Raw genomic sequence first — 26,168 nt, forward strand, 5'->3', positions numbered from 1 at the left:
CGACAGTGGCACCTGGGCGTGGCAGCAATATGGGAAAGTGGGGTTTCGCCACTGGATTCGCCGGCGCGGCCGTTGTAACACGCGCGCAGCCTTGCTGTCGCCGCATTCGGCCAACAGTAGGGGCCCCAACGGCAACCGACCGGGTTGGGATTCGAGAGGAACGGGAAATGATGGGCCTGAGAGCGAGAGCATACGGGCTGGCTGCATTGGCCGCCCTGCTGGGTGGAGCCGGCTACGCCAACACCGCATTTGCGCAGCAGCAGCAACAGCAGCAGGAGCCGCCGCAGGGCTGGTTCAAGGCCTGCACCAAGCAGGAAGACGTGGATGTCTGCAATGTGCAGTTTCTCCTGCGCGCCAATAGCGGCCAGTTGCTCACGAGCGTCAATCTGATCGAGGTCAAGGGCAAGATCAACCGGCGCGTGCTGCAGGTGGCGGTGCCGACGGGGCGCCTCATCCCGCCCGGCGTGGGCCTGCAGATCGACGGCGGCCAGACCCGCAAGATCGAATACGCGATCTGCGTGCCGGACCGCTGCGTCGCCGAAGCGCCGCTCACCGACGAGGTCGTGGCTTCGCTCAAGCGCGGCTCGGAGCTGACGCTCACTTCCGTCAATTTCCAGAACCAGCCCAATCCGATGAAGGTCACGCTGCAGGGTTTCACGGGCGCGTTCGATGGCGAGCCGCTGCAGCAGGCCGACCTCGACGAGCGGCAGAAGAAGCTTGAGGAATTCGTGAGCAAGAACAATCAGGAATTCGCCGAGAAGCTGAAGCAGGCCCAGGAACAGGCCAAGCAGTCACAGTAACGGCGACCTGGTTCGAGAAAAAACAGGGCCCCTCGCGGGCCCTGTTTCGCTTTAGCGGCGCCGGCTCCCGCTCAGTGATGGTTCCAAAGGCGCGGCGTATATCTCCCGTCGGCGGTCTGCACGAAGAAGTCAGCAAGCTGAGGATGATGCACCGGCTCGCCGGTATCGTCCTCCATCAAATTCTGCTCCGAGACATAGGCCACGTATTCCGTTTCCTCGTTCTCGGCCAGAAGGTGGTAGAAGGGCTGGTCCTTGGACGGCCGGATCTCGGCTGGGATGGACTGATACCACTCCTCCGTGTTGTCGAATTCCGGATCCACGTCGAAGATGACCCCACGGAAGGGGAAAAGCCGGTGGCGCACCACCTGGCCTATGGAGAATTTCGCGGTTCTGATCTTATTCATTGCCCAAAGCCTTTCCCTATATGTGGCGCGGCTTTGACAGCAATTCAATGCTGCGCGCGACGGCGGGCCATCCGCCAGGTGGCAAATCGGGGAAGCTGGAGCGTCGCAAGCACGAGCTGGCCTCCATGGTCACGGACGGCGCGGAAATCTCGGCAGGAGAGACGCGAGGCCGCTGCCCGGCCGCATCCCCTCGCGCATGAAGAAGCCGCGCAACAGGGGGATCCCGCCGAGAAGGCTCAACCCGGTGCTCCGGGCGAGCTGCGTCGGAAGAAGGTTCGACAGCAACGATTGGTTCACCAGATTGACCGCGCCGCTGCGCGCCAGGATGTCGGGTCTGCGGCGCGTGTCATAATGGACGAGGGCTGCGGTCGAGCCGGGATCGGCATGGGTGCGCACCACTTCGGCAAGATCGGCCACGTCTCTCAAACCGAGATTGAGCCCCTGCGCAGTGATCGGCGGGAAGACATGGGCCGCCTCGCCGACAAGCGCGATGCGCCGCGCGGCAAAGCGCAGGGGCAGGACGGAGACGAGCGGGAACACCTGGCGTCCGGGCTCCACGGTCACCTTGCCCAGGAAGGATTGCTGACGCTCCTCCAGCCGTTCCGAAAGCGCCGCGTCGTCGAGAGACGAAAGCTCCTCGGCCTGCCAGGGGCGCATGACCCAGACGAGGCTGGAGCGGAAGCCGCCGGGAAGCGGCACCTGCGTGCAGGGACCATGCTCCGTATGGAACTCGGTCGAGGCAAAGCCGTGATGCCGCTTGTGCGCGAAGTTCAGCACCAGCGCATGCTGGTGCAGGTCGCGGCTCTGGGTCGCAATCCCCGCCGCTGTTCGGGCCGGCGAATTCCGTCCGTCGGCGGCCACCGCAAGGCCCGCCCGCACGGTCGTGCCGTCTTCAAGCTCGGCCTCCACCAGATCGCCACCCGGGCGCCAGGACCGCACCAGGGATTGGTGCCATACGATATTGGCGCGCCGGCGCGCGGCTTCCGCAAGCGCCGCGCTGAGCCCCGCATTGGGGAGGTTGAGCCCGAAGGAATCCTCGCCGATCTCGGCGGCCCGGAAGGTTACGACCGGGCTGCGGATCAGCCGGCTGGTCGCATCGATGATGCGCATCGTGACGAGCGGCGCGCCTATTTCGCGCAAGGTCTCGCCAAGGCCGAGGCGCTCCAGGAATTCGATGGCCGGGCGCATCAGCGCTGTCGTGCGGCGGTCCTCGGAGGAGGGGGGCGGGCCGGCGAGGACCACGTCGCGCCCGAGTTCGGCCAGCGCAAGCGCCGCCGCAAGGCCGGCCGGACCCGTGCCGGCTACCATGATCGTGTCCTTGCCCATGCCGTTCACGCCGCCGCTCCCTTCCATCTTCGCAGGAGATATAGCAGGCGCGTCAGCGGTTCAACGAGGCGCGGCAAACGGCTCTGATAAGGTCGGTTGCCGCGGCTATTTTCGGCATAACCTGCCGGATTATGCTGCGCGTTCCTGTGCCGCATGTTATGGGCGGCAAGCCCATAGGCGCCGGAGGGACTTTGATGAAGCAGGGCAAGGCAGCCTCGGGAAGCATTTCCGCCGTGTGCAGCCGGCTTACCTCTCCCGGCTACCGAAGGCAGGTTGGTGTTTGGGGAGCGGATTGAAGGTTCCGATGCAGAAGAAGAAGGTCACCGCACCCCAGGCGAAGGCTTTTTCCGTTCACCTCTTGACCGCGTCCGGCTCGTTTCTCGCCTTCCTGTCGCTGGTGGCGGCCAGCGAGGAGCGCTGGACGGCCATGTTCTGGTGGCTCGGACTGGCGCTGCTCGTCGACGGCATTGACGGGCCGATCGCCAGAAGGCTTCAGGTGAAGGAGGTGCTGCCCACCTGGTCGGGCGACACGCTGGACAACATCATCGACTATGTCACTTATGTCCTGATCCCCGCCTTCGCGCTTTACCAGAGCGGGTTCATGGGCGAGGGCCTCTCCTTCCTGTCCGCGGCCATCATCGTCGTGTCGAGCGCCATCTACTATGCTGACACGGGCATGAAGACCAAGGAGAACTTCTTCAAGGGCTTTCCTGTCGTCTGGAACATGATCGTCTTCACGCTCTTCGTGATCGGCCCAGGCGAGTATCTTTCCTTCGCGGTGGTGGTGATTGCGGCCATCCTCACCTTCGCGCCCATCCATTTCCTCCATCCGGTGCGCGTGGAGCGGCTGCGGCCTTTCAACCTCGCCGTATTCCTGGCCTGGTGCGGCTTCGGCGCTGCCGCGCTCCTGCAGGACATGCAGGCGCAGTCCTGGGTGCGGGCCGGAATCGGCGTGACCGGCGTCTATCTCTTCTGCATCGGCGCGCTGATGCAGGCGATGCCGCAGCTTGGAAGAAAGGGAGCTTGACCTTGGCGAAAGCAATCCGTCTGAACGAGACCGGCGGTCCTGAGGTTATGCGGCTCGAAGAGTTCGAGCCGGGAAAGCCGGGCCGTGGCGAGGTGCTGGTCGAACACAGGGCGATCGGCCTCAACTTCATTGATATCTACCAGCGTACGGGACTTTACTCGACGCCGAAGCCCTTCACGCCGGGGGGCGAGGCGGCGGGCATCGTCCTGGAAACAGGCGAGGGCGTGGAGGGGCTGAGGCCCGGTGACCGCGTCGCCTATTGCGTCAATGGCGGCGGCGCCTATGCCGAGCAGCGACTGATCGCTGCGGATCGGCTGGTGCGCGTGCCGGACGCCATCGCCGACGACCTTGCCGGCAGCATGATGCTGAAGGGCCTGACGGCCTGGTATCTCCTGCGCCGCACCTTTGCGGTCAAACCCGGCGATACGGTGCTCTGTCACGCTGCGGCGGGCGGGGTCGGCCTGATCCTCGGCCAGTGGGCGAAGCATCTCGGCGCCACGGTGATCGGCACGGCCGGCTCGCCGGAAAAGGCAGCGCTTGCCCGCGCCCATGGTTTCGACCACGTGATCGACTATGCCCGGGAGGATTTCGTCGCAGCCGTGCGCGAGCTGACCCAAGGGCGCATGTGCGACGTGGTCTACGATTCAGTCGGCAAGGATACCTTTCCGGGCTCGCTCGATTGTCTGAGGCCGCTCGGCATGTTCGTGAGCTTCGGCCAGTCCTCGGGCGTGGTCCCGCCTTTCAGCATCAACCTTCTGGCGCAGAAGGGCTCGCTCTTCGCCACCAGGCCATCGCTCTTCGCCTATATCGCGGCGCGGGAGGATCTGGAGGCGGGAGCGCAGGAATTGTTCTCGGTGGTCGGATCCGGCGTCGTGAAGATCCTCGTCAATCAGCGGTATCGGCTCGCCGATGTCGGCAAGGCGCATGAGGATCTGGAGGCGCGCCGCACCACAGGCGCCACGGTGCTCATCCCCTGAGCCCCTAAAAACATGAAGCTGTTTCAACCGATCGAAACCTATTGCATCGCAAAAAAGCGGGCCTACCATGCAGACGGGGAACATTAAGAACAAGCATGGGAGGTGTTGTGCAGACAACACTTGAAGACCCGGCGGGGCCGCTGTTGGAGGTGCGCGGCCTGACCAAAGTCTTTGGCACGCTGAAGGCTTGCGAGGCGATAGACCTCACCATCAGCCGCGGCGAGATTCATGCGCTTCTCGGCGAGAACGGCGCTGGAAAATCGACCTTCGTCAAGATGCTGTTCGGTGCACTGGAGCCCACCGCGGGCAGCATTCTTTGGAAGGGCAGGGACGTAGCGATCACCAGCCCGAGCGAGGCGCGGCGCCGCGGCATCGGCATGGTCTTCCAGCACTTTTCGCTTTTCGATGCGCTGACGGCGGCTGAAAACATCATGCTGTCGCTGGACGACCCGGCGCCCGCGAGCGCCGTCGCCGCCCGCGCCCGCGATCTCTCCAGGACCTATGGCCTTCCCCTCGATCCCAATGCCCATGTGGGCGATCTTTCCGTGGGCGAGCGCCAGCGCATCGAGATCATCCGCTGCCTTTTGCAGAATCCTGAGCTCATCATCCTGGACGAGCCGACTTCGGTCCTGACGCCGCAGGAGGCGGACAGGCTTTTTGAGACGCTGGAGCGGCTGCGCTCGGAAGGCCGCTCCATCCTCTACATCTCCCACCGGCTGGAGGAGGTGAAACGCATCTGCGACCGCGCCACGGTCCTGCGCCATGGCAGGGTGGTGGCCGAGTGCGACCCGCGCCGCGAGACCGCCGCTTCGCTTGCCCGCATGATGGTGGGGGATGAGGTGCAGCCGGTAATCCGCGACAAACCGGCCGCCGCGCGCGAGGTGCTTCTGGAGATCCGCGACCTCGACCGCAGGGCGAGCCACCCATTCGCGGTCCCGCTCGCCGGCATCAATCTTGCCGTCCATGCGGGCGAGATCCTTGGCGTCGCCGGCGTTGCCGGCAACGGACAGGGCGAGTTCTTCGAGGCCGTTTCCGGGGAGGCGCTGCAGGAACGGCCCGACGCTGTGCGGATCGGCGGCAAGGATGCCGGACGCCTGGACATCACCGGGCGCCGGCTGATGGGCGCCGCCTTTGTGCCGGAGGAGCGCCTCGGCCACGCCGCCGCGCCCTTCATGACGCTTTCGCAGAATCTCCTGCTTTCGCGCCACCGCACCGACGCGCGGGCGTTCCTTGCTCGCCTCGGCATCATCCGCGGCACCATCGTCGCCCGGGCTGCAGAGCGGATCTCCGCCGCCATGGACGTGCGCAAGGCGGGCGATGACCCGGAGGCAGCGGCGCTCTCGGGCGGCAATCTGCAGAAATTCGTCATCGGCCGCGAGCTCGACCGGCAGCCGCGCGTCATGGTCGTGAACCAGCCTACCTGGGGTGTGGACGCCGGCGCGGCGGCGCGCATCCGTCAGGCCTTGATCGATCTGGCAAAGAGCGGCTCGGCAGTGCTCGTCATCAGCCAGGACCTCGACGAACTGTTCGAAATCTGTGACGCGATCGCGGTGATGCATGGCGGCAGGCTTTCCGCGCCCATTCCCGTCGCCGAGGCGACCTATGAGAAGATCGGCCTTCTCATGGGCGGCGCGGAGCCGGGCCATGCCGCGGCTCCGATGGCGGAGGCCGTCTGATGCGCATCGAGCTCGTCAAAAGGCCGCAGCACTCCGCCATGTTCAGCGCGCTCTCGCCCTTCATCGCGCTGGCGCTCACACTGGGGGCCGGCGCGATCATGTTCGCGCTGATGGGCAAGGATCCTCTCGAGGCGCTCTACTATTTCTTCATCGATCCCCTGCGGGAGACCTGGTCGCTGCATGAACTTGCCGTGAAGGCGGCGCCATTGATCCTGATCGCCGTCGGGCTTGCGGTCTGTTACCTCTCGAACAACTGGAATATCGGCGCGGAGGGGCAGTTCATCATCGGGGCCATCCTTGGCTCGATGCTGCCAGTGATGTTCCCCGAACTCCAGTCCTGGATCGTGCTGCCTCTCATGCTGCTGATGGGCATTCTTGGCGGCGCCGCCTATGCAGCCATACCCGCCCTGCTCAAGACGCGCTTCAACACGAACGAGATCCTGACCAGCCTGATGCTGGTCTATGTGGCGCAGCTTTTCCTCGATTGGATCGTGCGCGGGCCCTGGCGCAATCCGGAGGGCTTCAATTTTCCGGAAACGCGCAATTTCCATTCCTATGCCATCCTGCCGGAGATCTGGCCGGCGTCCGGCCGCGCCCATTGGGGCTTCGTCTTTGCCATCCTTGCCGCCCTCGCCCTCTGGTTCGTTCTCTCGCGTACCCTGAAGGGCTTTGAGGTGAAAGTTATCGGCCAGAGTCCGCGCGCAGGGCGCTTCGCCGGTTTCTCACGGGCCCGCATGGTGATCTTCGCTTTCCTCGTCTCCGGCGCGCTGGCCGGCCTTGCCGGCATCAGCGAGGTCTCGGGCGCCATCGGCCAACTGCGTCCGAGCATTTCCCCGGGCTACGGCTTTGCCGCCATCATCGTCGCCTTTCTCGGGCGGCTCAATCCGCTTGGCATTATCGCGGCGGGGCTTGTGCTTGCGCTTTCTTATCTCGGCGGCGAGGCGGCGCAGATTTCGATCGGCGTCACCGACAAGGTGGCGCGCTCCTTCCAGGGCATGCTGCTCTTCTTCGTGCTCGCCTGCGACATGCTGATCCATTACCGCATCCGCATCTCCCGCCCTGTGCGGGCAATTGGCGGGGAGGCGCGCGCCCATGTTTGAATCGGTTCTGATCACCATCGCGACCGCGGCGACGCCCCTCCTGATCGCCGCCATCGGTGAACTCGTGGTGGAGCGGTCCGGCGTCCTCAATCTCGGCGTCGAAGGCATGATGATCATGGGCGCGGTGACCGGCTTTGCGGTTGCCATGCTGACCGGCTCGGCATGGCTCGGCGTCTTTGCCGCGATCCTTGTGGGCGCGGCTTTCGCACTGCTCTTCGGCTTCCTGGCGCTCACCCTCGTCACCAACCAGGTGGCGACCGGCTTGGCGCTAACGCTGTTCGGGCTCGGATTGTCCGGCATGCTGGGCGAAAGCTTTGTCGGGCTGCCGGGGGTTCGGCTCGGCGCCGTCGACATCCCCGTGCTCTCCGACCTTCCTGTGGTCGGGCGGCTCCTTTTCGGCCAGGATCCGCTCTTCTATGTCTCCATTCTGCTGACGGCGGGTGTCGCCTACTTCCTGTTCTCGACGCGGGCCGGCCTGATGCTGCGGGCCGTCGGCGACAACCACACCTCCGCCCACGCGCAGGGCATCAACGTCATCGGCATACGTTATCTGGCCCTGCTCTTCGGAGGCGCCTGCGCCGGCCTTGCCGGGGCATATCTGTCCATCGTCTATACGCCGCAGTGGGTGGAGAACATGACCGCCGGGCGCGGCTGGATTGCGCTCGCGCTCGTGGTCTTCGCCTCGTGGCGGCCCTGGCGCGTCGTGGTCGGCGCCTATCTCTTCGGCGGCGTGACGATCGGCCAGCTCCATGCCCAGGCGCTTGGGGTGGGAATCCCGTCACAACTTCTCTCTTCGCTTCCCTATCTGGCCACTGTTGTCGTACTTGTATTGATCTCCAGAAACCGCCGATTGACCATGATGAACACGCCGGCTTCTCTGGGAAGGGCTTTCGTGCCGGACCGCTGAGACGCCGCAGGAGACTTGAATTGCAGAGACAAGGCGCAGAAGGCGCCAGCAGCAACCACCAGAGAGGACGAACGGAATGAAAGATCTATTGAAGGCACTCGCCGCCGCCACGATGCTCGGCCTGGCAGCCGCCGGCACCGCGCAGGCGCAGGATCCCACCAAAGCCTGCTTCATCTATGTGGGGCCGATCGGCGATTTCGGCTGGACCTATCAGCACCACCAGGGACTCCTCCAGCTGGAGAAGGAAATGGGCGACGCGGTCGAGACCGCGTATCTGGAAAGCGTGCCGGAGGGAGCCGACGCCGAGCGCGCGATCGAGCGGTTCGCCCGCTCGGGCTGCGACATCATCTTCACCACGTCCTTCGGCTATATGGACGCTACGAACAAGGTGGCCGGCCGTTTCGCGGATGTGAAGTTCGAGCATGCGACAGGCTACAAGCGCGAGCATCCGAACGTCTCCACCTACAACTCAAAATTCCACGAGGGTCGGTACATCCAGGGCGTGATTGCCGCCAAGATGTCGAAAGCGGGCGTGGCCGGCTATATCGCCTCCTTCCCCATTCCCGAGGTGGTGATGGGCATCAACGCCTTCGTGCTCGGCGCGCAGTCGGTCAATCCCGACTTCAAGGTGAAGGTGGTGTGGGCCAACACCTGGTTCGATCCCGGCAAGGAGGCTGACGCCGCCAAGGCGCTGATCGACCAGGGCGTCGACATCATCACCCAGCACACCGATTCCACCGCGCCCATGCAGGTCGCGGCCGAGCGAGGCATCAAAGCCTTCGGCCAGGCTTCCGACATGATCAAGTTCGGGCCACAGACTCAGCTGACGGCGATCGTTGACGAATGGGCGCCGTACTATGTGGAGCGGGTGAAGGCAGTGCGCGACGGCACCTGGCAGCAGCAGGATGTCTGGGCCGGCCTCAAGGAGGGGCATGTCGTGATGGCGCCCTACACCAACATGCCCGACGACGTGAAAGCACTGGCCGAGGAGACCGAGGAGAAGATTCGCTCAGGCGCCTTCAACCCCTTCACCGGCCCCATCAACAAGCAGGACGGCACGGCGTGGCTGGCGGAAGGCGAAGTGGCGGACGACAAGACGCTGCTCGGCATGAACTTCTATGTCGAAGGGGTCGACGATCAGCTGCCGAAGTGAGCGGACGCTGCCGAAAGACACATTGAGGGCGGCCTCTGGCCGCCCTTTCGACAGGGAAGCTCCTGACAGTCTGCTGTCAGGAGCGGCCTGGTAGGGTGCTCCGGCCGCAAGAAGGAGAAGAACAATGCTGAAGTTCTACCACGCGCCCTGGTCCCGCTCCTCTGCCATCTTTTGGCTGCTGGAGGAGCTCGGGGTCGACTACCAGATGGAGCTGGTCGATATCCGAGGTGACGGCGGCGCGCCGGAGGAATACCGCAGAATCCAGCCCAACAAGAAAGTGCCGGCGATCGAGCATGACGGAGTGGTGATCACGGAGCGGGCGGCGATCTCCATCTATCTCGGCGACGCCTTCCCCGAAGCCGGCCTGGCGCCGGCGATAGGCGATCCCGCGCGCGGACCCTATCTCTCCATGCTCGTATATCACGATGCGGTGTTCGACCCGGTGATTTCGGCGCGCGTGAAGGGGCTCAGCTATGTCAGCAATGACTTTTCGTTCGGCCTGTTCGACGACATGGTCGCCAATCTGGAGCGCCGGCTGTCGCAACAGCCCTATGCGGCCGGCGATCGGTTCACGCTCGCCGACGTGATCTATGGGTCCGGCATCAATTTCACCATGAACATGCTGAAGGGTCTGCCCGAGCGTCCGGTCTTTCAGGACTATGTCGCGCGGGTGACGGATCGCCCCGCCTATAAGCGCGTCTCCGAAAAGGATATGGCGATGGCCGCGAAAATCCCCGCCTTCCAGTCGATGTTTTCCAGCGGCAGCTAGCGCCGCCACTTCCCGGCGAATGCCCCAATGCCCGGCGTTTGAGGGCAGGTGCTCAGGCCTTCTTCCGTTTGGCTCGCGCGAGCTTCTTCGGCGGCTCTCCGCCGCCTTTCTCCCGCTCCTCGGCCTCCTTGGCCAGTCGCATGGCCTTAAGCCGCGCGGTCTTGCGCTCACGCTGCGCTACTTCCGCGCTGGTGATCGCGCGTGAGACCTCGTCGGTCGTCCTGCTCTTGGTTTCAGTCCGCGAAAGCGTCGGCTTGAACAGATTGTCCCTCGTGACCTTTGCCATCTCGTCCTCCGCTGCCGCGCCGGCACGGCCGCCGACGTCCGGCATGGAAAGATTCCTGCTGCCATAGGGAATGACCGGCACGGGTCCGAACCGCCGCAGATCAGCGTTTGTTCCGGGATGAACTGCCGGTCGCTTCAACTTTCTTGGCAGAAACTCGCGCTAAAGAGCTGAATTGCCGGGCATGTCCTTACGGACCCCAAGCGCGCCGGTGGCCAGCCGCCCCGGCACCATGCCTCCCTGCAACCATCCTCTGTCTGTTGCGGAGCGGCAACACTTTCCTAGGAGTCAATGCGCTAAAAGGTGGCGGCGGCGATATGCCAATATCCCGCCATAAAACAGGCGCACCGAGGGCTCTCCGGTAGCGCGGAGTTGGTCACGCGTGGAAAGGCCGCACCGGCGGCAATGGTGAAGATGGACGTTCGAGCGATCTCCAAGGCAAAGCTGCCAAGCCGCCACGTGACCGTGGGTCCGGCGAGGGCGCCGCACAGGTCCTATCTGTATGCGATGGGCTTGTCGGCGCAGGAGATCGCGCAGCCGCTCGTTGGCGTCGCTACCTGCTGGAACGAGGCGGCTCCCTGCAATATCTCGCTTCAGCGCCAGGCGCAGGTGGTGAAGAAGGGCGTGGCGGCCGCCAATGGCACCCCGCGCGAGTTCACCACCATCACGGTGACGGATGGCATCGCCATGGGTCACCAGGGCATGAAGGCCTCGCTCGTCTCCCGCGACGTGATCGCGGATTCGGTCGAGCTCACCATGCGCGGGCACTGCTATGACGCGCTGGTGGGGCTGGCAGGCTGCGACAAGTCGCTGCCCGGCATGATGATGGCGATGGTGCGCCTCAACGTCCCCTCCGTTTTCATCTATGGCGGCTCGATCCTCCCCGGCTCCTATCGCGGTCGCCAGATCACGGTTCAGGACGTCTTCGAGGCCGTGGGCCAGCACTCCGTGGGCACGATCACGGACGAGGAACTGACGGAAATCGAGCAGGCGGCCTGTCCCTCGGCCGGCTCCTGCGGGGCCCAGTTCACCGCCAACACCATGGCGACGGTGGCCGAGGCGATAGGCCTGGCGCTGCCCTATTCCTGCGGGGCGCCGGCGCCTTACGAGATGCGCGATCGGTTCAATTATGCCGCCGGCGAGAAGGTGATGGAACTGGTGGCGAAGCAGATCCGCCCGCGCGACATCGTCACGCTGAAGGCGCTGGAGAATGCCGCTGCCGTTGTCGCCGCCTCGGGCGGCTCGACCAATGCCGCGCTCCACCTGCCGGCCATCGCGCATGAGGCGGGGATAAAATTCGATCTCTTCGACGTGGCCGAGATCTTCAGGAAGACGCCATACATTGCCGATTTGAAGCCTGGCGGCAGATATGTGGCGAAGGACCTGTTCGAGGCCGGCGGCATTCCGCTGCTCATGAAGACCCTGCTCGACCACGGCTATTTGCATGGCGACTGCATGACGGTTACCGGCCGCACCGTCGCGGAGAACATGGAGTGCGTTCAATGGAATGACGCGCAGGACGTGGTGCGCCCGGCTGACAGGCCGATCACTGTGACCGGCGGCGTTGTGGGCCTCAAGGGCAATCTTGCCCCCGAAGGCGCCATCGTGAAGGTGGCGGGCATGAAGAATCTGCGCTTCTCCGGCCCGGCGCGCTGCTTCGACTCGGAAGAGGACTGCTTCGCGGCCGTCGCCGAGCACCGCTACAACGAGGGCGAGGTGCTGGTGATCCGCTACGAAGGGCCGAAGGGCGGCCCTGGCATGCGCGAGATGCTTGCCACCACCGCAGCCCTTTACGGGCAGGGCATGGGCGACAAGGTGGCCCTGATCACCGATGGACGCTTCTCCGGCGCGACGCGCGGCTTCTGCATAGGCCATGTGGGGCCGGAAGCGGCGGTCGGCGGGCCGATCGGGCTCCTTCGCGACGGCGACATCATCACCATCGATGCGGTGGCGGGCACGATCGAGGTCGCGCTCAGCGAAGCCGAGCTTGCCGAGCGCAGGAAGACCTGGACCCCGCGCGAGACGGACTACCAGTCCGGCGCGATCTGGAAATATGCGCAGACCGTCGGGTCTGCCCGTTACGGCGCGCTCACCCATCCGGGCGCCGAGAAAGAAACGCACTGCTATGCCGACCTCTGAGCGCCTCATGGTCCGGCTGGTTGCGGGCGCGCTGGTTCTGTTCGGGACGATTGCTCCCGCGGCGGCGCTCGACGAGAAGGCGGTGATTCAGCAGCAGCCGCGCAATCCGCTTGCAGTGTTCCGCTTCGGCTTCTCCGCCTACAAGCGCGGCGAAAAGCAGGAGGCCATCGAGGCCTATCGTTATGCCGCTGAGAACGGGCAGGTCGGCGCGCGGTGGAAGCTGGCGCGCATGTATGCCGAAGGCGACGGCGTTGCGCGCGACGATTACGAGGCCTTCAAGTTCTTCTCCGAAGTCGCCAAGCAGGATGTGCAGCCGGGCAGCCGCGACGAGAGCTATGTGGCGGACGCGCTGGTGGCGATCGGCCACTATCTGCGCCGCGGCATTCCCGGCAGCCCGGTAGCGGCAAACCCGGCAGTAGCGCAGGAATATTATCTGCGCGCGGCGGCGAATTACCGCAACGCGAACGCGCAGTTCGAGCTCGGCCGCATGCTTCTCTCGGGCGAGGGTGGCGCCAAGAGCGTGCAGCAGGCGGCGCGCTGGCTGCAGCTTGCCGCCGAGAAGGGCCATGCAGGTGCGCAGGCGACGCTCGGCAATCTCCTGTTCCAGAGCGGCAAGGTGGTGAAGGGGCTGGCCTTGATGACCATGGCCCTGGAGCACGCAGCTCCCGCCGATATCGGCTGGATCCGCACCATGCAGGAGGAAGCTTTTGCCCTGGCCGGCGAGGCGGACCGCCGCACGGCGATCGCCAAGGCGGAGGACTATCTCGCCAACGGCATCGACTAGGGTCTTTGCTTCAGCACCTCCGGCGAGGATGGCCGAGGTTCCAATCTCAGGCGGCGGCGAGCGCCAGTTCAGCCAGAACCGGCACATGGTCGGACGGCTTTTCCCAGGCGCGCGTGTGCTTTTGCACCGAGGCCGAGGCCAGCTTGTCGGCGGCCTCGGGCGACAGCATCAGATGGTCGATGCGGATGCCGTTGTTCTTCTGCCAGGCGCCTGCCTGGTAATCCCAGAACGTATAGGTGCCGGGTGCATCGGTCACCGAGCGCAGCGCGTCGGTGAGGCCAAGATTGGAGAGGCGACGGAATGCCTGCCGGCTTTCCGGCTGGAAGAGCGCATCGTTGACCCAGTTCTCCGGGTCTTTCGCGTCGATCGGCTCGGGAATGACATTGTAGTCGCCGGCGAGCACCAGCGGTTCCTCCAGCATCAGCCTGGCCTTCGTCCAGCGCTCCAGCCGCTCCATCCAGCCGAGCTTATAGACGAATTTCTCGCTGGCGACCGGGTTGCCGTTGGGAAGATAGAGCGAAACCACGCGCAGCGCGCCGGCAGTGGTTGAAAACACCCCTTCAATGAAGCGTGCCTGCTCGTCCCCGTCATTGCCTGGAAGGCCGCGGCTCACCTCGTCGAAGCGCAGCTTCGACAGGATGGCAACGCCGTTGAACCCTTTCTGGCCGTTCGTCTCCACATGGTATCCGAGCGCTTCGATCGGCTCGCGCGGGAACTGCTCATCCACCGACTTGATCTCCTGCAGGCAGACGATATCGGGGTCAGCCTCCTGCAGCCAATGCACGAGGTTGTCGATGCGCGCCTTGACGCCGTTGATGTTCCAGGTGGCGATTTTCATGGGATCCGAGAAGGGTTGACCGCGCACAGACTAGAGCATTCAGCTTGTCCATCCAAGCCTCCCGAGCCACAGGTGAAACTTTATTGCCGCCAAGGTCTTGTATTCAAGCCTGAGCGAGGCGCTGAAATTTTCGCGCTCCGAAATAATATCCCTTCGGCAGGCTGGAACATGTGGCGCGCAGCAATGTTTGGGGACGCGGTCATTCTGATCGGACCCGGCCATCCAAGGAGGACCAAATGCGTTTCGTCATTGCCGCTCTCGGAGCCTACGGCCTTTATCGCCTCTTCCGCCGTTCGCACCGCGGGCCGCGCGCGCTTCTGCAGGATATGCGGACGCGACCGGACGGGCAGCGCCGCGACGCGAGAGGCGACGATCAGTCGCCGCGAAGGATCACCTATGAGGTGGTCGAGCATGACGGAGGCTGGGCCTATAAAGTCGGCGACGTTTTTTCCGAGGCCTTCGCGACCCGGCAGGAGGCGACTCGTGCAGCCGAGCAGGCCGCGGCAGCCCACGCGAGCGCCGGCAGCGACGAGGCGATCCAGTACCAGGACAGGGACGGGCGTTGGCACGAGGAAATGGAGTCGGGCGACAGCCGACCCGAGACAAGGGTCGAACCGGCGTCGCGACACTGAACTGATGCGGAGAAGGCGATGGCCCGGAACGACCAGCAGCCACGGGGAAAGAGAACCGACCGGCGCACGGTGCTGATCACCGCCGTCGTGGTGGTCATAGCGCTCGTGCTTTTCGTGCTCTACGACGGTGGTTTCCGCACCGCATCCGACCGGATGTCAGGCGGGGCGGATCAGGATGCCGTGCCACCGCAAACGGAGGAGACCGCGCCAACCACACCTCAAAATTAGCGGCCTTCTCGAAGATATCACGGAACGAATCTGCCCTTCACGCGTTGTTGACCAGCAACGGAGGAAGGGACTTTGCGTATCATCGACACCGTTATCTCCCGCGAAGGCGAGAACAGCGCATGGGTTCATGTGGAGTTCTTGGGGGACAACGGGGAATCGGTGTCCGTGCGCCTTCCCTGCGCTGTCCCTTCCGGCAGCGAAGCCGGGCGCAACCACATCATCAAGCGTGCCACCGCGCTGCTGCGGAATCTCGTCACATGCGATGCGTTCGATACGCTCGGAGAAACTGTATGGTCTGTGAGGACCGGACGTTTCGGCGTGGCTCTGGAGCCCGCCATCCCGGCGGGAGATGGACTACGGAGTTGGGCCCGCTCGGCGGACGAGTAGGCTCAGACTGCATCTTGCAGGTGGCGCCGTGACGGGGACGGAAGACGTGAATCCGCCGCCGCAGAACGGCACATCCCCGGCGGTCGTGGGCCTGCTTGCCACCATCGCCACTCTGTTCATCATCGTCATGTTGCGCGAGACGGCCTGGGTCTCCGGCACACTGGCGCTCGCCTTTTTCGCCGCCATTGCGCTCTGGCCGCTGGATTGCTGGATACGCGCGCGTACGCCGGCGCCGTTGCATTGGCTCGGCCATGCGGCAGCGCTGATCGTCATGCTCCTCGTCTTCCTCCTCTTCTCCGCCGGGCTGCTTTATGTGGCCCAGCAAGTGGCCGAGGGGCTGACGCGATATCAGGAGCCGCTGCACAACCTCGTCACGCGTCTCAGCCAGTGGAGCCAAGTCGCCGCCGGACAGGAGGGCGGGCAGGGTGGCACGCCACTTGCCGAGCGCCTAGTGGAGCCGGTGATCGCGGTAGCCACCACCATCATGCAGTCGATCTGGAGCTTCGCCGGCATCCTCACCCTCCTCTATTTCCTCGTCTGGCTGATGCTGCTCGAGACGCCCTCACTCACGGCCAAGCTTTCGGCCATCGCGTCCTATCATGACGGCGCGACGACGCGGCGCATCGTGGATGCCACTGCATCGCGCTTCCGCCGGTATCTGGTCGTGCGCACTGCAATGGGTCTGGCCACCGCAACGCTCTACATGCTCTGGCTCTGGTGGTGGGGGCTGGACTTCGTATTTGTCTGGGGCCTGCTCGCCTTCATGCTCAACTATATTCCCACCGTGGGCTCTATTGCCGCCGGTGTGCTGCCGGTCGGCCTCGCTTTCCTGCAGTTTGACCCTGTCTCGGCGATCCTCATTGGTGCCGGGCTGCTTATGATAGAGCAGGTGATGGGCAACTATATCGACCCGAAGCTGCAGGGGCAGCAGCTGTCCATCTCGCCGCTTGTCGTGCTGGTGGCGCTGATGGTCTGGACATGGATCTGGGGGCTGCTCGGGGCCATATTGGCGGTGCCCATGACGCTGGCGATCATCATCGCTTTCTCGCGCATAGATGGGTTGCGCCCCGTCGCGCTCGCCCTGTCCAATGCCCGAGACCTCGACGAACTGAAGGAGGTCACCGCGCCCTGAACCGCGGTACTGGGGGGCGTTGCCGCCAGGGTGCATCAGGCAGGAAAGTCCGCGCCGCCGCTCGCGCGGGTCGTCTCACCGTGCGTCTTCCTGCTTCTCCAGCCATTCGATCATTTCCGCGATTTCCTGCTCCTGGGCGGCGATGACCTTCTCGGCCATCGCCTTCGCCCATTCGTCGTCACCGTGCTCGAGCTCGGCCCTGGCCATTGCAATTGCGCCCTGGTGGTGCGGAATCATGCCGCACACGAAGGCGACGTCGATATCGGGCACCATCATCGCCGGGCCCATCGCCTCCATCACGGACATGGAGTCGAGGAGCGCCTTGTGGCCGGCATCGAGATTATCGGCAGAAGCCGCCGGTGCGCCATGGCCGCCGTGGCCGCCTGACGGAGGCGCCGCGGCCTTGCAGATGGCCGGGAGCTCGGCGGCAGCGGGGGCCGATATACCGCCGTGATTGTGGGAATCCTGGCCGGCCGCCGGAAAGGCAAAGCCCCCCATAATGATAACAAGGGCGGAAAGGACATTGCTTTTTTTCATGCGGACCTCCGATAGCCGTGACGGGGTGCGGGAGGAATACAGGCACCGCGCAATGCTAGACGGTATAAATCTGCCGTGACGGCGGTTCAATATTGGGCCCGCGCGCACGGGATGGGCGCGGAAAGGGCCGGCTCAGCGTGACATGAAGGTCGGCGTTGTCATGGTACGCAGCATGTCGCGCGTGACGCCGCCGAACACCCATTCGGCCAGCCGCGAGCGGCCGAAGGCGCCCATCACGAGAAGATCGGCGCCGATCGCGGCCATGCGGTTGGTGATCGCCTCGGCTTGCGACGCGCCGGCGGATTGCTCGGCCCGGGTCGTGACATCGATGCCGTGGCGGGCAAGCGCCGCGGCCATCGCAGTGCCGGCCAGGCCCGCATCCTGCTCGAGCGTGTCCTTGGCGTCGACCGTCAGAATCTCTACCCGCCCAGCCTCCTTCATCAGCGGCAGGGCGTCGAAGGCTGCCCGCGCAGCTTCCTTGCTGCCTTTCCAGGCAAGCAGAACCTGCCTCACCGGCTCGCTCCGTCCCGGAAATGCATAGGGCACGAAGAGCACCGGCCGGCCGCTGTGGAACAGGAGCGCCTCGACATCCGCGGTGCGGCGGGAATCGGCGTTCGGGTCGTTCTGCTGCACGATCACGAGATCGGCCGTGCGGGCGCTCTCGATGCCCGAAATGGCCGAGTCCCCGGTGAGGTTCTCGAAACCGCGCCATTCCTGCATCACGCCCTCGGCGCTGGCGCGCTCGGTAAAAAGCCCGCGCAACTCCTCGTGGCGCCGCTTTGCATCCTCCTGCATGGCCAGCGTGAAATCCGCTGTCGGCATCCCCATGGGCGAGGCTATCGCGATCGGCAGCACCTCCGCATGGAGACCGATGAGGTGGCTCCCAAAACGCGCAGCCAGCGGCAATGCGAAATCCAGCACGCGGGGAGCATCCGCCCGGCTCTGGAGAATGGCGAGCATCGTCTTGTACGTCATGGAAGCCTCCCTCGATGCGAGACGGCCGAACGCCGTCGTCCGGAAAGTCAACGGCGCGGGCTCAATTCCGTTTCAACAGCTCATCGAGCATCGCCTCGACGGCAGCCTTGGCTCCCTTCAGCGACTCCTCGGACCGCGAGCGGATGACAAGCTCCGTCCAGAACTTCCCGTCCACATATTTTGGATAGGAGCCGATGATCGTGTCCGGATGCTCCTTCTGTACGTCCCCGAGCGGGCCGCCGATCGTTCCTTCCGGGAGGGGCGAGGGGATCGAGACGGACAGCAGCTTTGCCCCGGTCTTCAGCGTCGGCACCACATTATCGAGCATGGCCTGGAAGATGGAGGGTACGCCCGCCATCACGAACACGTTGCCGATGGAAAAGCCCGGCGCGACCGAGATCGGGTTCTCGATGTGCCCAGCGCCGCGCGGCATGCGCGCCATCCGCTTGCGCGCCTCGGTGAACTCGATGCCGCGCGCGGCATAATGCTCCTCCAGGAGCCGATAGGCCGCTTCGTCATATTCGCAGGGCACACCGAAGGCCGCTGCGATGGCATCCGCCGTGATGTCGTCATGGGTCGGCCCGATGCCACCGGTGGTGAAGAGATAGGTGAAGCGGGCGCGCAGCGCGTTGACGGCCTCGACGATTGCCGGCTCGTCGTCAGGGACGATGCGCACTTCCTTCAGATCGATGCCGACGGCGGTCATCATGTCGGCAAGATGGCCGATATTGCGGTCCTTGGTGCGGCCTGAAAGGATTTCATCGCCGATCACGACCATGGCCGCCGTAACAATTTCGCTCATTGCGTGTTCGTCCTGTTGGACTGCGTGAGATAGCGGCGCTTTGGCCATGCGGCAATGGATGGTGAACACTGTGTGCGGCAAAGCGGGTGCTTTCAACCGGGCGCATATCACCTAGATCGGGCAAAGGCGGCGCCCGGCGCTGCAATTTTCAAGGAGCATGGCAAGATGGCAAGGATTCTCGTTCTCTACTATTCGAGCTGGGGACATATGGAGGCAATGGCGAAGGCCGCCGCCGAGGGCGCGCGCGAAACCGGCGCCGAGGTGACCATCAAGCGCGTGCCCGAGCTCGTGCCGGAAGAGGTGGCGAAGAACGCGCATTACAAGCTCGACCAGGAGGCACCGGTCGCCACGCCGCTTGAGCTTGCCGACTATGACGGCTTCATTTTCGGCATCTCCACGCGCTATGGCATGATGGCGGCACAGCTGAAGAACTTCCTCGATCAGACCGGGCCGCTCTGGGCCGAGGGAAAGCTCATCAACAAGCCGGCAACGGTGATGTCCTCGACCTCCACGCAGCATGGCGGGGCGGAGATTGCGCTTGCCTCGACGCAGCTCGCGCTGCAGCACCACGGCATGATCATCGTGCCGCTCTCCTACGCTTATCAGGACCAGATGGGCAACGACACGGTGCGCGGCGGAGCCCCCTACGGCATGACGACGACCTCCAACAGCGACGGCTCGCGCATGCCCTCGCAGCAGGAGCTGGAAGGCGCAAGGTTCCAGGGCAGGCGGCTGGCCGAGATCGCGCAGAAGCTGAAGGGCTGAACTTGTGCTCAGGCGGGTGGCCGGAAGCCGCCCGCCCGTTTCCCCTCGGATGCGATGTGTTGCGGGCATACACTTGCGACGGGCGCCCCGACGCGACATATAGCGCCCATGCAGAAGCTCCTCCTCCTACTCGGTCTCGCCGCGGGACTTGCCGGCTGCGTCTCGACCCAGGAAATCCCGCTTTCGATGAACACCTATCAGCTCGAGGTGAGCGGCACTGGTCGGTTCGGCGCCGGCGCCGTGCCGCAGGCCACCTTGCGCCGGGCGGCCGAGCTGACCCTCGAAAAAGGCTTCACCCATTTCATCCTCGGCGGTGCCACCATGCAGACGGCCCACACCTATGCCGGCCAGGCATCGGTCGTGCCGATCATCGCCACGACGAGGTCGAATTCCGTGACCGTCAGGATGTATCGCCCCGGGGAAAACGCGAACGCACTCGACGCCCGCACCATCCTTGACACTTACGGAAAGTGATTCCGGCTGCCGTTGCTTGCTGAGCCGGCCCGCTCGGGAAGCCAAAACAGCGGTTGACCTTTGCCCGCAAAGCCCTGACAAACAGGCCGATGCGGACGTGGCGGAACCGGTAGACGCAAGGGACTTAAAATCCCTCGGGCCTTGCCCGTGCGGGTTCGATCCCCGCCGTCCGCACCACCGCCTTCCGTTCCACTTTGTGCGGATATCCAGTCGGGAGGACCGTCGTCGCCGCGCCGGTTGCGCGCGGCCACCCAGGCTGCCAGGCTGCACCGGGGGCGCGGAGCGCAAGCATGAGCACCCTTGTTCTACAGCTCGCCGAGGATTCCGTGGGAGGCCTCGGCATCTTCCTCTCTCGCCTGAGCGGTCAAGTGCGCTCGGCCGCCTTGCGGGCCTGCAGGCGCCCTTATTCCTCTACCTCCGGCTCCGGCCGCCGTCGGTGCACGCGGCCGAACGTGTAGCCGGTCTCCACCGCCTGTCCCCCGAATTTTTCGCGCAGCCGGTCGATGGCGCCTTCGGCGAGCGCGCGTTTATGGGACAGGCGGTCGACGAGGTCCGGCGGGTCGGCCTTGGCGGCATCGGTCAAATCGCTGACGCCAATGCCGATGAGACGGAAGAAGGTGCCGTCCGCTTCGCGCCTGAGCATCTCCAGCCCGGTGGAGAAGATCCGGTCGGCAAGGCGCGTCGGATCGCCAAGGGCGCGGTTGCGCGTGCGGATCTTGAACTCCCGCGTCTTCAGCTTGAGCACCACCGTCCGGCCCGCTATGCCCGCCTTCTTCAGCCGCGCGGAGACCCGTTCGCTGAGCGCGCGCAGGATCGGCACGAGCTCGTCCAGCGCGGCTATGTCGCGGTCGAAGGTGGTTTCCGAGGAGACGCTCTTCGCTTCGCCATGCGGCTCCACATGCCGGTCGTCCTGACCGCGCGAGAGGCGGTAGAGCCGGTCGCCCATGACGCCGTAGCGGCGCATGAGGTCGCCGCGCTCCATGCGCTGCAGCTGGCCGACGCTGCGGATGCCGTCGGCGGCCAATGTGGCGGCGAAAGCCTTGCCGACGCCCCAGATGATGGTCACCGGCTGTTCAGCCAGGAAGGGCAGCGCCTCGGCCCGGCCGATGACGGAAAAGCCGCGCGGCTTGTTGAGATCGGACGCCACCTTTGCGAGGAACTTGCAATAGGAAAGGCCGATGGAGACGGTGATGCCGATCTCCCGCTCCACCTCGCGCGCAAAGCGCGCGAGCACAAGCGCCGGCGGCGCTCCGTGCAGCCGCTCGGTGCCGGCCAGGTCGAGGAAGGCTTCGTCGATGGAGAGCGGCTCGACCATTGGTGTGAGCGCCAGCATCATGTCGCGCACCTGCCTGCCGACGCGCGCATATTTTTCCATGTCCGGCTTGATGACCACCGCCTCCGGACAAGCCTGCAGCGCCTTGAACATCGGCATGGCCGAGCGTACGCCCTGGATGCGCGCGATATAGCAGGCCGTGGAGACAACGCCGCGTTTTCCGCCGCCGATGATCACCGGCTTGTCGCGAAGCTCCGGATTGTCCCGCTTTTCCACCGCCGCATAGAAGGCATCGCAGTCCACATGCGCGATCGCAAGCCCGGCAAGTTCCCCATGCCGGAGCACCCGCGGGCTGCCGCAGGCCTGGCAGCGCCGCTCGCCCGGCGCGCAGCGGGAGAGGCAGTCGCGGCAGAGGCCCTGCAGAGGCGCGTTGACAATCATTTGCGGCTATGGAACATAAAGAGAACAAGATCATAGAGCAGTGCGAGCCGCAGGACAAGGAGCGGAGGGGGGCGCGACGACGGAGATCGTTCCGTTGGCGCCGGATATTTGGCCGCCTTTCGAGATCTATCTGGAAACAGGGCGCCTGTTACGGCTGCTGGTGCACCTATTTCCGCCTGCCGCCGCCCGCGCGGCGGGAGAATAGCGGAGAAGAGGAAGAAGGACGTGATGCGGGCGCGCGTTGCTGCGGGGCCGCCGCGACTAAGGCTGGATGTCCCAGCGTTCCTCACCAAAGGGAAGGGCATTGTACGCAGCGCGCAGGTCCTGCGGCGCAATCCCACTCGCCTCGCTGCAGGAAACGAGGGTCGGCTCGTGCGCAAGGATGAATTGCAGGACGCCGGCGAGAAAACCAGGCTCCCGCGCCGCCTGGCGGATATCGCCTGCCTCGATGCCGGTGAGCGAGAGGAAGCGCTGCAGGAGTTGCGGATCGGAAGCGATGAAGGCGAGCGCCTGGATGGCGATGGCTTCGGCCTGTTCCTGATTCATGTACGTTCGTCCTTGCGCGCGATCTTCTCCTGGCGCAGTGGTAAAGCATTCGGTCGGGCAGCGGAACGGGACGCAGTGCGCCGGCGAGAATTGCTTAGATGTGGCGGGCATCTCCCAGCAATTCGGCTCGTCGCCGCGGTGCCAGGCGGTACGTTGAGACCTCGGAGGAGGCAGCCGCTTGATCCCGTCAATTCGATCAGGATAATTTCCTGTTCGTAAAGCAAATCGTGCCACAACGCGCCTTGGAACGGGCAGTGGTGGAGTGTTCCGGGAGCTTAACCCGGGGTTGTGGTGTTCCGGGACGGGGATTTGATGCCGAAGAAGGTCATGATCGTCGAGGACAATGAGCTGAACATGAAGCTCTTCCGCGATCTCATCGAAGCGAGCGGCTACGAAACGGTGCGCACGCGCGATGGCCTTCAGGCGCTGGAGCTGGCGCGCAGCCATCGGCCCGACCTCATCCTGATGGACATCCAGCTGCCGGAGGTCTCCGGCCTGGAAGTCACCAAATGGCTCAAGGAGGATGACGAGCTGCACAGGATTCCGGTGATCGCGGTCACCGCCTTCGCAATGAAGGGCGATGAGGAGCGGATCAGGCAGGGCGGGTGCGAGGCCTATATTTCCAAGCCGATCTCGGTGCCAAATTTCATCGAGACCATAAAATCCTATCTCGGTGACGCCTGATGCCGGGGTGGCTCCGCAGTGGAGGTGAGGGCGCGCCATGACCGCTCGCATCCTGGTCGTCGATGACGTGCCCGCCAATCTGCGGCTTCTGGAGGCGCGGCTTCTTGCCGAATATTATGACGTGGTGACCGCCCGGTCCGGACCGGACGCGGTCGAAATCTGCGAGTCGAGCAAGGTCGATGTCGTCCTCCTCGATGTGATGATGCCGGGCATGGACGGCTTCGAAGTCTGCCGGCGGCTGAAGGCGGACCCCGCCACCACGCATATTCCGGTGATCATGATCACCGCGCTCGACCAGCCGGCCGACCGGGTGCGCGGGCTTGAGGCGGGCGCGGACGATTTCCTCACCAAGCCGGTGAACGACCTGCAGCTGCTGACGCGCGTCAAAAGCCTGACGCGGCTGAAGGCGCTCACCGACGAATTGCGCCTCAGGGCGGCCACCACGCGCAACATAGGCATAGAGCAGCTCCTGCAGAAAAAGAGCGGCGATGACGAGGAGACTCCGGCCGTCCTTCTGGTGGACGAGGACGAGGTTTCCGGCCGGCAGCTGCAGCGGATGCTGCAGGGCCATTTTCTTCTGGACGTGGCGGGAGACCCGCGCACGGGCCTGCTGCGCGCCACCGAGAACGCCTATGAGTGCATCATCGTCTCGACCAGTTTCGCCGATTACGATCCACTGCGGCTATGCTCGCAACTGAGGGCGCTGGAGCGCACCCGGCTTGTGCCCATCGTTCTGCTCGCCGGAGATGGCGACGAGGCCTGCATCGTCCGCGGGCTCGAACTTGCGGTGAATGATTATGTCCTGCGGCCGGTCGAGCGTCAGGAGCTGATCGCCCGGCTGCGCACCCAAATCCGCCGCAAGCGCTATAATGACAGCCTGCGTTCGAGCGTGGCCCAGACCGTCGAGATGGCGGTCACCGACCCGCTTACCGGTCTGCACAATCGCCGCTACCTGGACAGCCACCTGCAGAGCCTGTTCGATCGCGCGGTAGCGCGCCGCCGTCCGCTCTCTGTGATGATCGTGGACCTCGACCGCTTCAAATCGGTCAATGACACGTTCGGCCACGACGGAGGGGACGCGGTCCTGCGCGAGGTCGCGGTGCGGCTCCGCCGCAACCTCCGCGGCATCGACCTCGTCTGCCGCTACGGTGGGGAGGAGTTCGTCGTTGTCATGCCCGAAACGGAGCTGAAGATTGCCGAGCGTGTTGCCGAGAGGATCCGCCGCGAGATAGCCGAAAGCCCCTTTCCGATAGGAGCGACCGGCCAATCTGTGGCGGTCACGGCAAGCATCGGCGTGGCGGGCCTGCAGGAATCGCATGATGCGGTCGAGGCGATGCTGAAGCGTGCCGACCTCGCGCTCTACGAGGCCAAGACGGCCGGGCGGAACCGCGTCGCCGCCCCGGCCGCTTGAAGGCAGGCATTCCGCCGCTCCGGATATGCTCCAAGCGCCTGGTCCGTCGCAGTGTTCCTGCGAGGCGCCGGCGCGAAGGCCAAACCTGCTGCGCCGGCAGGAGATCTGTCCCTGCCGTTTACCTTAATTTGAAACAGATACTCAGCAAAATTAACGAACTATTGATTTTTAAGAAAAATTGGGTGAGTGTCGCAACCACTGATGGGCGGTGCCGCGCGTGGGGATGCGCTGCAACCGCTCCCGTGATGCCCCATGATGCTCAGGTCCGCCGCATCTCCTGGGTCCGTGGGGTCGGCCGGTTGGCGCTGGCGTAAGTGGCCTCCTCGTACCGCTGCCAGTTGCCAACCGGCCCCCAATTCCTCCTCTCCGCGCACCGACCGCCTCACTGTGAGCCGTTTGACAGGGACTTGGCGCTAGCAAATTGCTGCTCGAGAGGTTGGTTCGACGCGCCGTTTGCCGCCGGCAAAGCGCGGCGCGGAGCCGTCGGATGGGGCAGGGGCGGCAAACACGAACGCGTTCTGCTCTGCGCCAGGAGGTCCAAACAAAACGGCGCCCGAAGGCGCCGCATTCTTCCGCAGGTGCCGGATCCTACTTGATCTTGGCTTCCTTGAACTCGACGTGCTTGCGCGCGATCGGGTCGTATTTGCGCTTGGTCATCTTGTCGGTCATGGTGCGGCTGTTCTTCGTCGCAACATAGAAGAAGCCGGTATCGGCCGTCGACAGGAGCTTGATCTTGATGGTCGTGGCCTTCGCCATGTCACTTATCCATTGCTGGTGATTTTTGCTGGCGGCCCGTCGAAGCGGTAACGGCAGGCGCGCTTGAAACTCGCGGCACACATATAGACAAAGCCCGGAAAGTCAAGCCCGCATCGGCGGTCCCGCTCATGTCCTCGGTTGGGCCCAGCATGCAGGTGAAGAGGCGCAACTCCGCTCAGACGCAAGCTGCTACAATAGCAGCCGCACCATCTGCTTTGCCCGCATGAAATAGAAGGGCACCGGGCGTCCGGGAGAGAGGTCGGGATCTGCTGTCAGGCGCTGCTCGAGCTCTTCCAGGACCCTCTTTGTGATCGGAGGAATTTCCAGCTTCATCGCATCGCGAACGGGAAGCCAGACGATCTCCTCCAGCTCCGCGGTGGGGCTCTCGGCAAGTTCAAGGGCCACGTCGCTGCGCCAGAGCGCCAGGAAGCGCGTGTCGAAGCGGCGCACGGCGCCGGGCGGGGTGATCGCCCGGGCGATATAGCGCAGCCCGCCGAGGGCAGGCTCGATGCCATGCGCGACGAAACCCTGCCAGTGCGGGCTCCTGCTGGCGAAGGCTGCCCTGCGCCCGATGAGAAGCCCTGCCTCCTCATAGGTTTCGCGGATGGCGGAAAGGGCGATGGCCCTCGCGCGTGCGGCGCTGGAGCGGGGTCCGCGGCCGGCGAGTCTTTCCTCCTCGGCGGGATGAAGACCGCTGGATATCCTGATGCGGCTGTCGGCCGGGTCCGTCCGGCCGCCGGGAAAGACGAAGCGTCCCGGCATAAAGGCATGGCCTCTGTGCCGCCGGCCCATCAGGAGAGAGGTTTCGCCCGCGCGGCGGTCAAGGACGATGAGGGTGGCGGCGTCGCGGGGCCGGAGCGCCTTGCCCTTCAGCGTTGCGCCGCGCGCCGCACGCTCGTCGGCCACGGCGCGATTGAAATCGTCCATGGCCTGTTCGGCGGA

At 64.7% G+C, this 26,168-nt stretch carries 29 protein-coding genes and 1 tRNA gene; 19 read left to right on the top strand and 11 right to left on the bottom strand.

Annotation, left to right across the window (positions count from 1 at the left end):
• Positions 1-167: 167 nt before the first annotated feature.
• The gene (locus RIN79_RS10160) at positions 168-800 is read left to right on the top strand and encodes an invasion associated locus B family protein (protein WP_309084538.1); all 633 of its coding nucleotides are present in this window, start codon (positions 168-170) and stop codon (positions 798-800) included.
• Between the two features lie 71 nt (positions 801-871).
• On the opposite strand, the gene hspQ is transcribed toward RIN79_RS10160, so the two are convergent.
• Both hspQ and RIN79_RS10170 read right to left on the bottom strand, forming a co-directional pair.
• Positions 872-1,204: a heat shock protein HspQ gene (hspQ, locus tag RIN79_RS10165; RefSeq protein ID WP_309084539.1), complete on the bottom strand. Its 333-nt coding sequence runs from the start codon at positions 1,202-1,204 to the stop codon at positions 872-874.
• A gap of 129 nt (positions 1,205-1,333) precedes the next feature.
• On the bottom strand, positions 1,334-2,530 hold the full coding sequence (locus RIN79_RS10170; RefSeq protein ID WP_309084579.1) for a UbiH/UbiF family hydroxylase: 1,197 nt from the start codon (positions 2,528-2,530) through the stop codon (positions 1,334-1,336).
• 304 nt (positions 2,531-2,834) lie between these two features.
• Here RIN79_RS10170 and pcsA point away from each other — a divergent pair, with 304 nt between their 5' ends.
• The 7 genes from pcsA to RIN79_RS10205 all read left to right on the top strand — a co-directional run bounded on the left by pcsA (position 2,835) and on the right by RIN79_RS10205 (position 10,139).
• Positions 2,835-3,557 carry a phosphatidylcholine synthase gene (pcsA, locus tag RIN79_RS10175; protein WP_309084540.1) on the top strand — a complete coding sequence of 241 codons (723 nt, stop codon included), beginning with the start codon at positions 2,835-2,837 and terminating at the stop codon, positions 3,555-3,557.
• A 2-nt stretch (positions 3,558-3,559) separates the two neighbouring features.
• A complete protein-coding gene (locus RIN79_RS10180; RefSeq protein ID WP_309084541.1) occupies positions 3,560-4,534 on the top strand; it encodes a quinone oxidoreductase in 975 nt (324 codons plus the stop codon).
• Positions 4,535-4,629: 95 nt separating this feature from the next.
• Positions 4,630-6,210: an ABC transporter ATP-binding protein gene (locus tag RIN79_RS10185; protein ID WP_309084542.1), complete on the top strand. Its 1,581-nt coding sequence runs from the start codon at positions 4,630-4,632 to the stop codon at positions 6,208-6,210.
• On the top strand, positions 6,210-7,310 hold the full coding sequence (locus tag RIN79_RS10190; RefSeq protein ID WP_309084543.1) for an ABC transporter permease: 1,101 nt from the start codon (positions 6,210-6,212) through the stop codon (positions 7,308-7,310). The genes RIN79_RS10185 and RIN79_RS10190 overlap by 1 nt, the downstream gene beginning before the upstream one ends.
• Positions 7,303-8,217, top strand: coding sequence for an ABC transporter permease (locus RIN79_RS10195; protein ID WP_309084544.1), 915 nt, complete (start codon positions 7,303-7,305; stop codon positions 8,215-8,217). Before RIN79_RS10190 ends, RIN79_RS10195 begins: the two co-directional genes overlap by 8 nt.
• Before the next feature lie 76 nt (positions 8,218-8,293).
• Positions 8,294-9,370 carry a BMP family ABC transporter substrate-binding protein gene (locus RIN79_RS10200; RefSeq protein WP_309084545.1) on the top strand — a complete coding sequence of 359 codons (1,077 nt, stop codon included), beginning with the start codon at positions 8,294-8,296 and terminating at the stop codon, positions 9,368-9,370.
• Positions 9,371-9,494: 124 nt separating this feature from the next.
• A complete protein-coding gene (locus RIN79_RS10205; protein WP_309084546.1) occupies positions 9,495-10,139 on the top strand; it encodes a glutathione S-transferase family protein in 645 nt (214 codons plus the stop codon).
• Between the two features lie 52 nt (positions 10,140-10,191).
• Here the strand turns inward: RIN79_RS10205 and RIN79_RS10210 are convergent, their stop codons facing one another.
• Positions 10,192-10,470, bottom strand: coding sequence for a hypothetical protein (locus RIN79_RS10210; RefSeq protein WP_309084547.1), 279 nt, complete (start codon positions 10,468-10,470; stop codon positions 10,192-10,194).
• A 366-nt stretch (positions 10,471-10,836) separates the two neighbouring features.
• On the opposite strand from RIN79_RS10210, the gene ilvD reads away from it, so the two are divergent.
• Together ilvD and RIN79_RS10220 are read left to right on the top strand one after the other, a co-directional pair.
• Complete coding sequence (gene ilvD / locus RIN79_RS10215) at positions 10,837-12,561, top strand: dihydroxy-acid dehydratase (RefSeq protein ID WP_309084548.1); 1,725 nt, start codon at positions 10,837-10,839, stop codon at positions 12,559-12,561.
• A complete protein-coding gene (locus RIN79_RS10220; RefSeq protein WP_309084549.1) occupies positions 12,548-13,345 on the top strand; it encodes a tetratricopeptide repeat protein in 798 nt (265 codons plus the stop codon). The genes ilvD and RIN79_RS10220 overlap by 14 nt, the downstream gene beginning before the upstream one ends.
• Before the next feature lie 46 nt (positions 13,346-13,391).
• Here the strand turns inward: RIN79_RS10220 and xth are convergent, their stop codons facing one another.
• Positions 13,392-14,183: an exodeoxyribonuclease III gene (gene xth / locus RIN79_RS10225; RefSeq protein WP_309084550.1), complete on the bottom strand. Its 792-nt coding sequence runs from the start codon at positions 14,181-14,183 to the stop codon at positions 13,392-13,394.
• Between the two features lie 236 nt (positions 14,184-14,419).
• Here xth and RIN79_RS10230 point away from each other — a divergent pair, with 236 nt between their 5' ends.
• From RIN79_RS10230 to RIN79_RS10245, 4 genes are all read left to right on the top strand, one after another.
• The gene (locus RIN79_RS10230) at positions 14,420-14,815 is read left to right on the top strand and encodes a DUF2188 domain-containing protein (RefSeq protein WP_309084551.1); all 396 of its coding nucleotides are present in this window, start codon (positions 14,420-14,422) and stop codon (positions 14,813-14,815) included.
• 18 nt (positions 14,816-14,833) lie between these two features.
• Entirely contained in the window at positions 14,834-15,043 is a 210-nt protein-coding gene (locus RIN79_RS10235) for a hypothetical protein (protein ID WP_309084552.1), read from the top strand.
• A gap of 72 nt (positions 15,044-15,115) precedes the next feature.
• Positions 15,116-15,430 (top strand): hypothetical protein, encoded by a 315-nt coding sequence (locus tag RIN79_RS10240; RefSeq protein ID WP_309084553.1) that lies wholly within the window; start codon positions 15,116-15,118, stop codon positions 15,428-15,430.
• A 28-nt stretch (positions 15,431-15,458) separates the two neighbouring features.
• Positions 15,459-16,562, top strand: coding sequence for an AI-2E family transporter (locus tag RIN79_RS10245; RefSeq protein ID WP_309084554.1), 1,104 nt, complete (start codon positions 15,459-15,461; stop codon positions 16,560-16,562).
• 75 nt (positions 16,563-16,637) lie between these two features.
• Here RIN79_RS10245 and RIN79_RS10250 read toward each other — a convergent pair whose 3' ends face one another.
• The 3 genes from RIN79_RS10250 to RIN79_RS10260 all read right to left on the bottom strand — a co-directional run bounded on the left by RIN79_RS10250 (position 16,638) and on the right by RIN79_RS10260 (position 18,876).
• Positions 16,638-17,099: a DUF305 domain-containing protein gene (locus tag RIN79_RS10250; protein WP_309084555.1), complete on the bottom strand. Its 462-nt coding sequence runs from the start codon at positions 17,097-17,099 to the stop codon at positions 16,638-16,640.
• Positions 17,100-17,231: 132 nt separating this feature from the next.
• On the bottom strand, positions 17,232-18,074 hold the full coding sequence (locus RIN79_RS10255) for a universal stress protein (protein ID WP_309084556.1): 843 nt from the start codon (positions 18,072-18,074) through the stop codon (positions 17,232-17,234).
• 61 nt (positions 18,075-18,135) lie between these two features.
• On the bottom strand, positions 18,136-18,876 hold the full coding sequence (locus tag RIN79_RS10260; protein ID WP_309084557.1) for a competence/damage-inducible protein A: 741 nt from the start codon (positions 18,874-18,876) through the stop codon (positions 18,136-18,138).
• Positions 18,877-19,041: 165 nt separating this feature from the next.
• On the opposite strand from RIN79_RS10260, the gene wrbA reads away from it, so the two are divergent.
• The 3 genes from wrbA to RIN79_RS10275 all read left to right on the top strand — a co-directional run bounded on the left by wrbA (position 19,042) and on the right by RIN79_RS10275 (position 20,292).
• Positions 19,042-19,641 carry an NAD(P)H:quinone oxidoreductase gene (gene wrbA / locus RIN79_RS10265; RefSeq protein ID WP_309084558.1) on the top strand — a complete coding sequence of 200 codons (600 nt, stop codon included), beginning with the start codon at positions 19,042-19,044 and terminating at the stop codon, positions 19,639-19,641.
• Positions 19,642-19,749: 108 nt separating this feature from the next.
• Positions 19,750-20,115 (top strand): hypothetical protein, encoded by a 366-nt coding sequence (locus RIN79_RS10270; protein ID WP_309084559.1) that lies wholly within the window; start codon positions 19,750-19,752, stop codon positions 20,113-20,115.
• A gap of 91 nt (positions 20,116-20,206) precedes the next feature.
• A tRNA-Leu gene (locus tag RIN79_RS10275) sits at positions 20,207-20,292 on the top strand.
• A 226-nt stretch (positions 20,293-20,518) separates the two neighbouring features.
• Here the strand turns inward: RIN79_RS10275 and RIN79_RS10280 are convergent.
• Together RIN79_RS10280 and RIN79_RS10290 are read right to left on the bottom strand one after the other, a co-directional pair.
• Entirely contained in the window at positions 20,519-21,829 is a 1,311-nt protein-coding gene (locus tag RIN79_RS10280; protein ID WP_309084560.1) for a DNA polymerase IV, read from the bottom strand.
• A gap of 261 nt (positions 21,830-22,090) precedes the next feature.
• Entirely contained in the window at positions 22,091-22,375 is a 285-nt protein-coding gene (locus tag RIN79_RS10290) for a DUF3572 domain-containing protein (RefSeq protein ID WP_309084561.1), read from the bottom strand.
• A gap of 312 nt (positions 22,376-22,687) precedes the next feature.
• Between RIN79_RS10290 and RIN79_RS10295 the strand changes: the two genes are divergently transcribed.
• Both RIN79_RS10295 and RIN79_RS10300 read left to right on the top strand, forming a co-directional pair.
• Positions 22,688-23,059 (top strand): response regulator, encoded by a 372-nt coding sequence (locus RIN79_RS10295; protein ID WP_309084562.1) that lies wholly within the window; start codon positions 22,688-22,690, stop codon positions 23,057-23,059.
• A 37-nt stretch (positions 23,060-23,096) separates the two neighbouring features.
• Positions 23,097-24,470: a PleD family two-component system response regulator gene (locus tag RIN79_RS10300; RefSeq protein WP_309084563.1), complete on the top strand. Its 1,374-nt coding sequence runs from the start codon at positions 23,097-23,099 to the stop codon at positions 24,468-24,470.
• 588 nt (positions 24,471-25,058) lie between these two features.
• On the opposite strand, the gene rpmG is transcribed toward RIN79_RS10300, so the two are convergent.
• The gene (rpmG, locus tag RIN79_RS10305; protein ID WP_309084564.1) at positions 25,059-25,226 is read right to left on the bottom strand and encodes a 50S ribosomal protein L33; all 168 of its coding nucleotides are present in this window, start codon (positions 25,224-25,226) and stop codon (positions 25,059-25,061) included.
• A 189-nt stretch (positions 25,227-25,415) separates the two neighbouring features.
• A complete protein-coding gene (locus RIN79_RS10310) occupies positions 25,416-26,153 on the bottom strand; it encodes an NUDIX domain-containing protein (RefSeq protein WP_309084580.1) in 738 nt (245 codons plus the stop codon).
• Between the last annotated feature and the right edge of the window lie 15 nt (positions 26,154-26,168).

It is taken from the genome of Chelativorans sp., assembly GCF_031180965.1.
Lineage (GTDB): Bacteria > Pseudomonadota > Alphaproteobacteria > Rhizobiales > Rhizobiaceae > Chelativorans.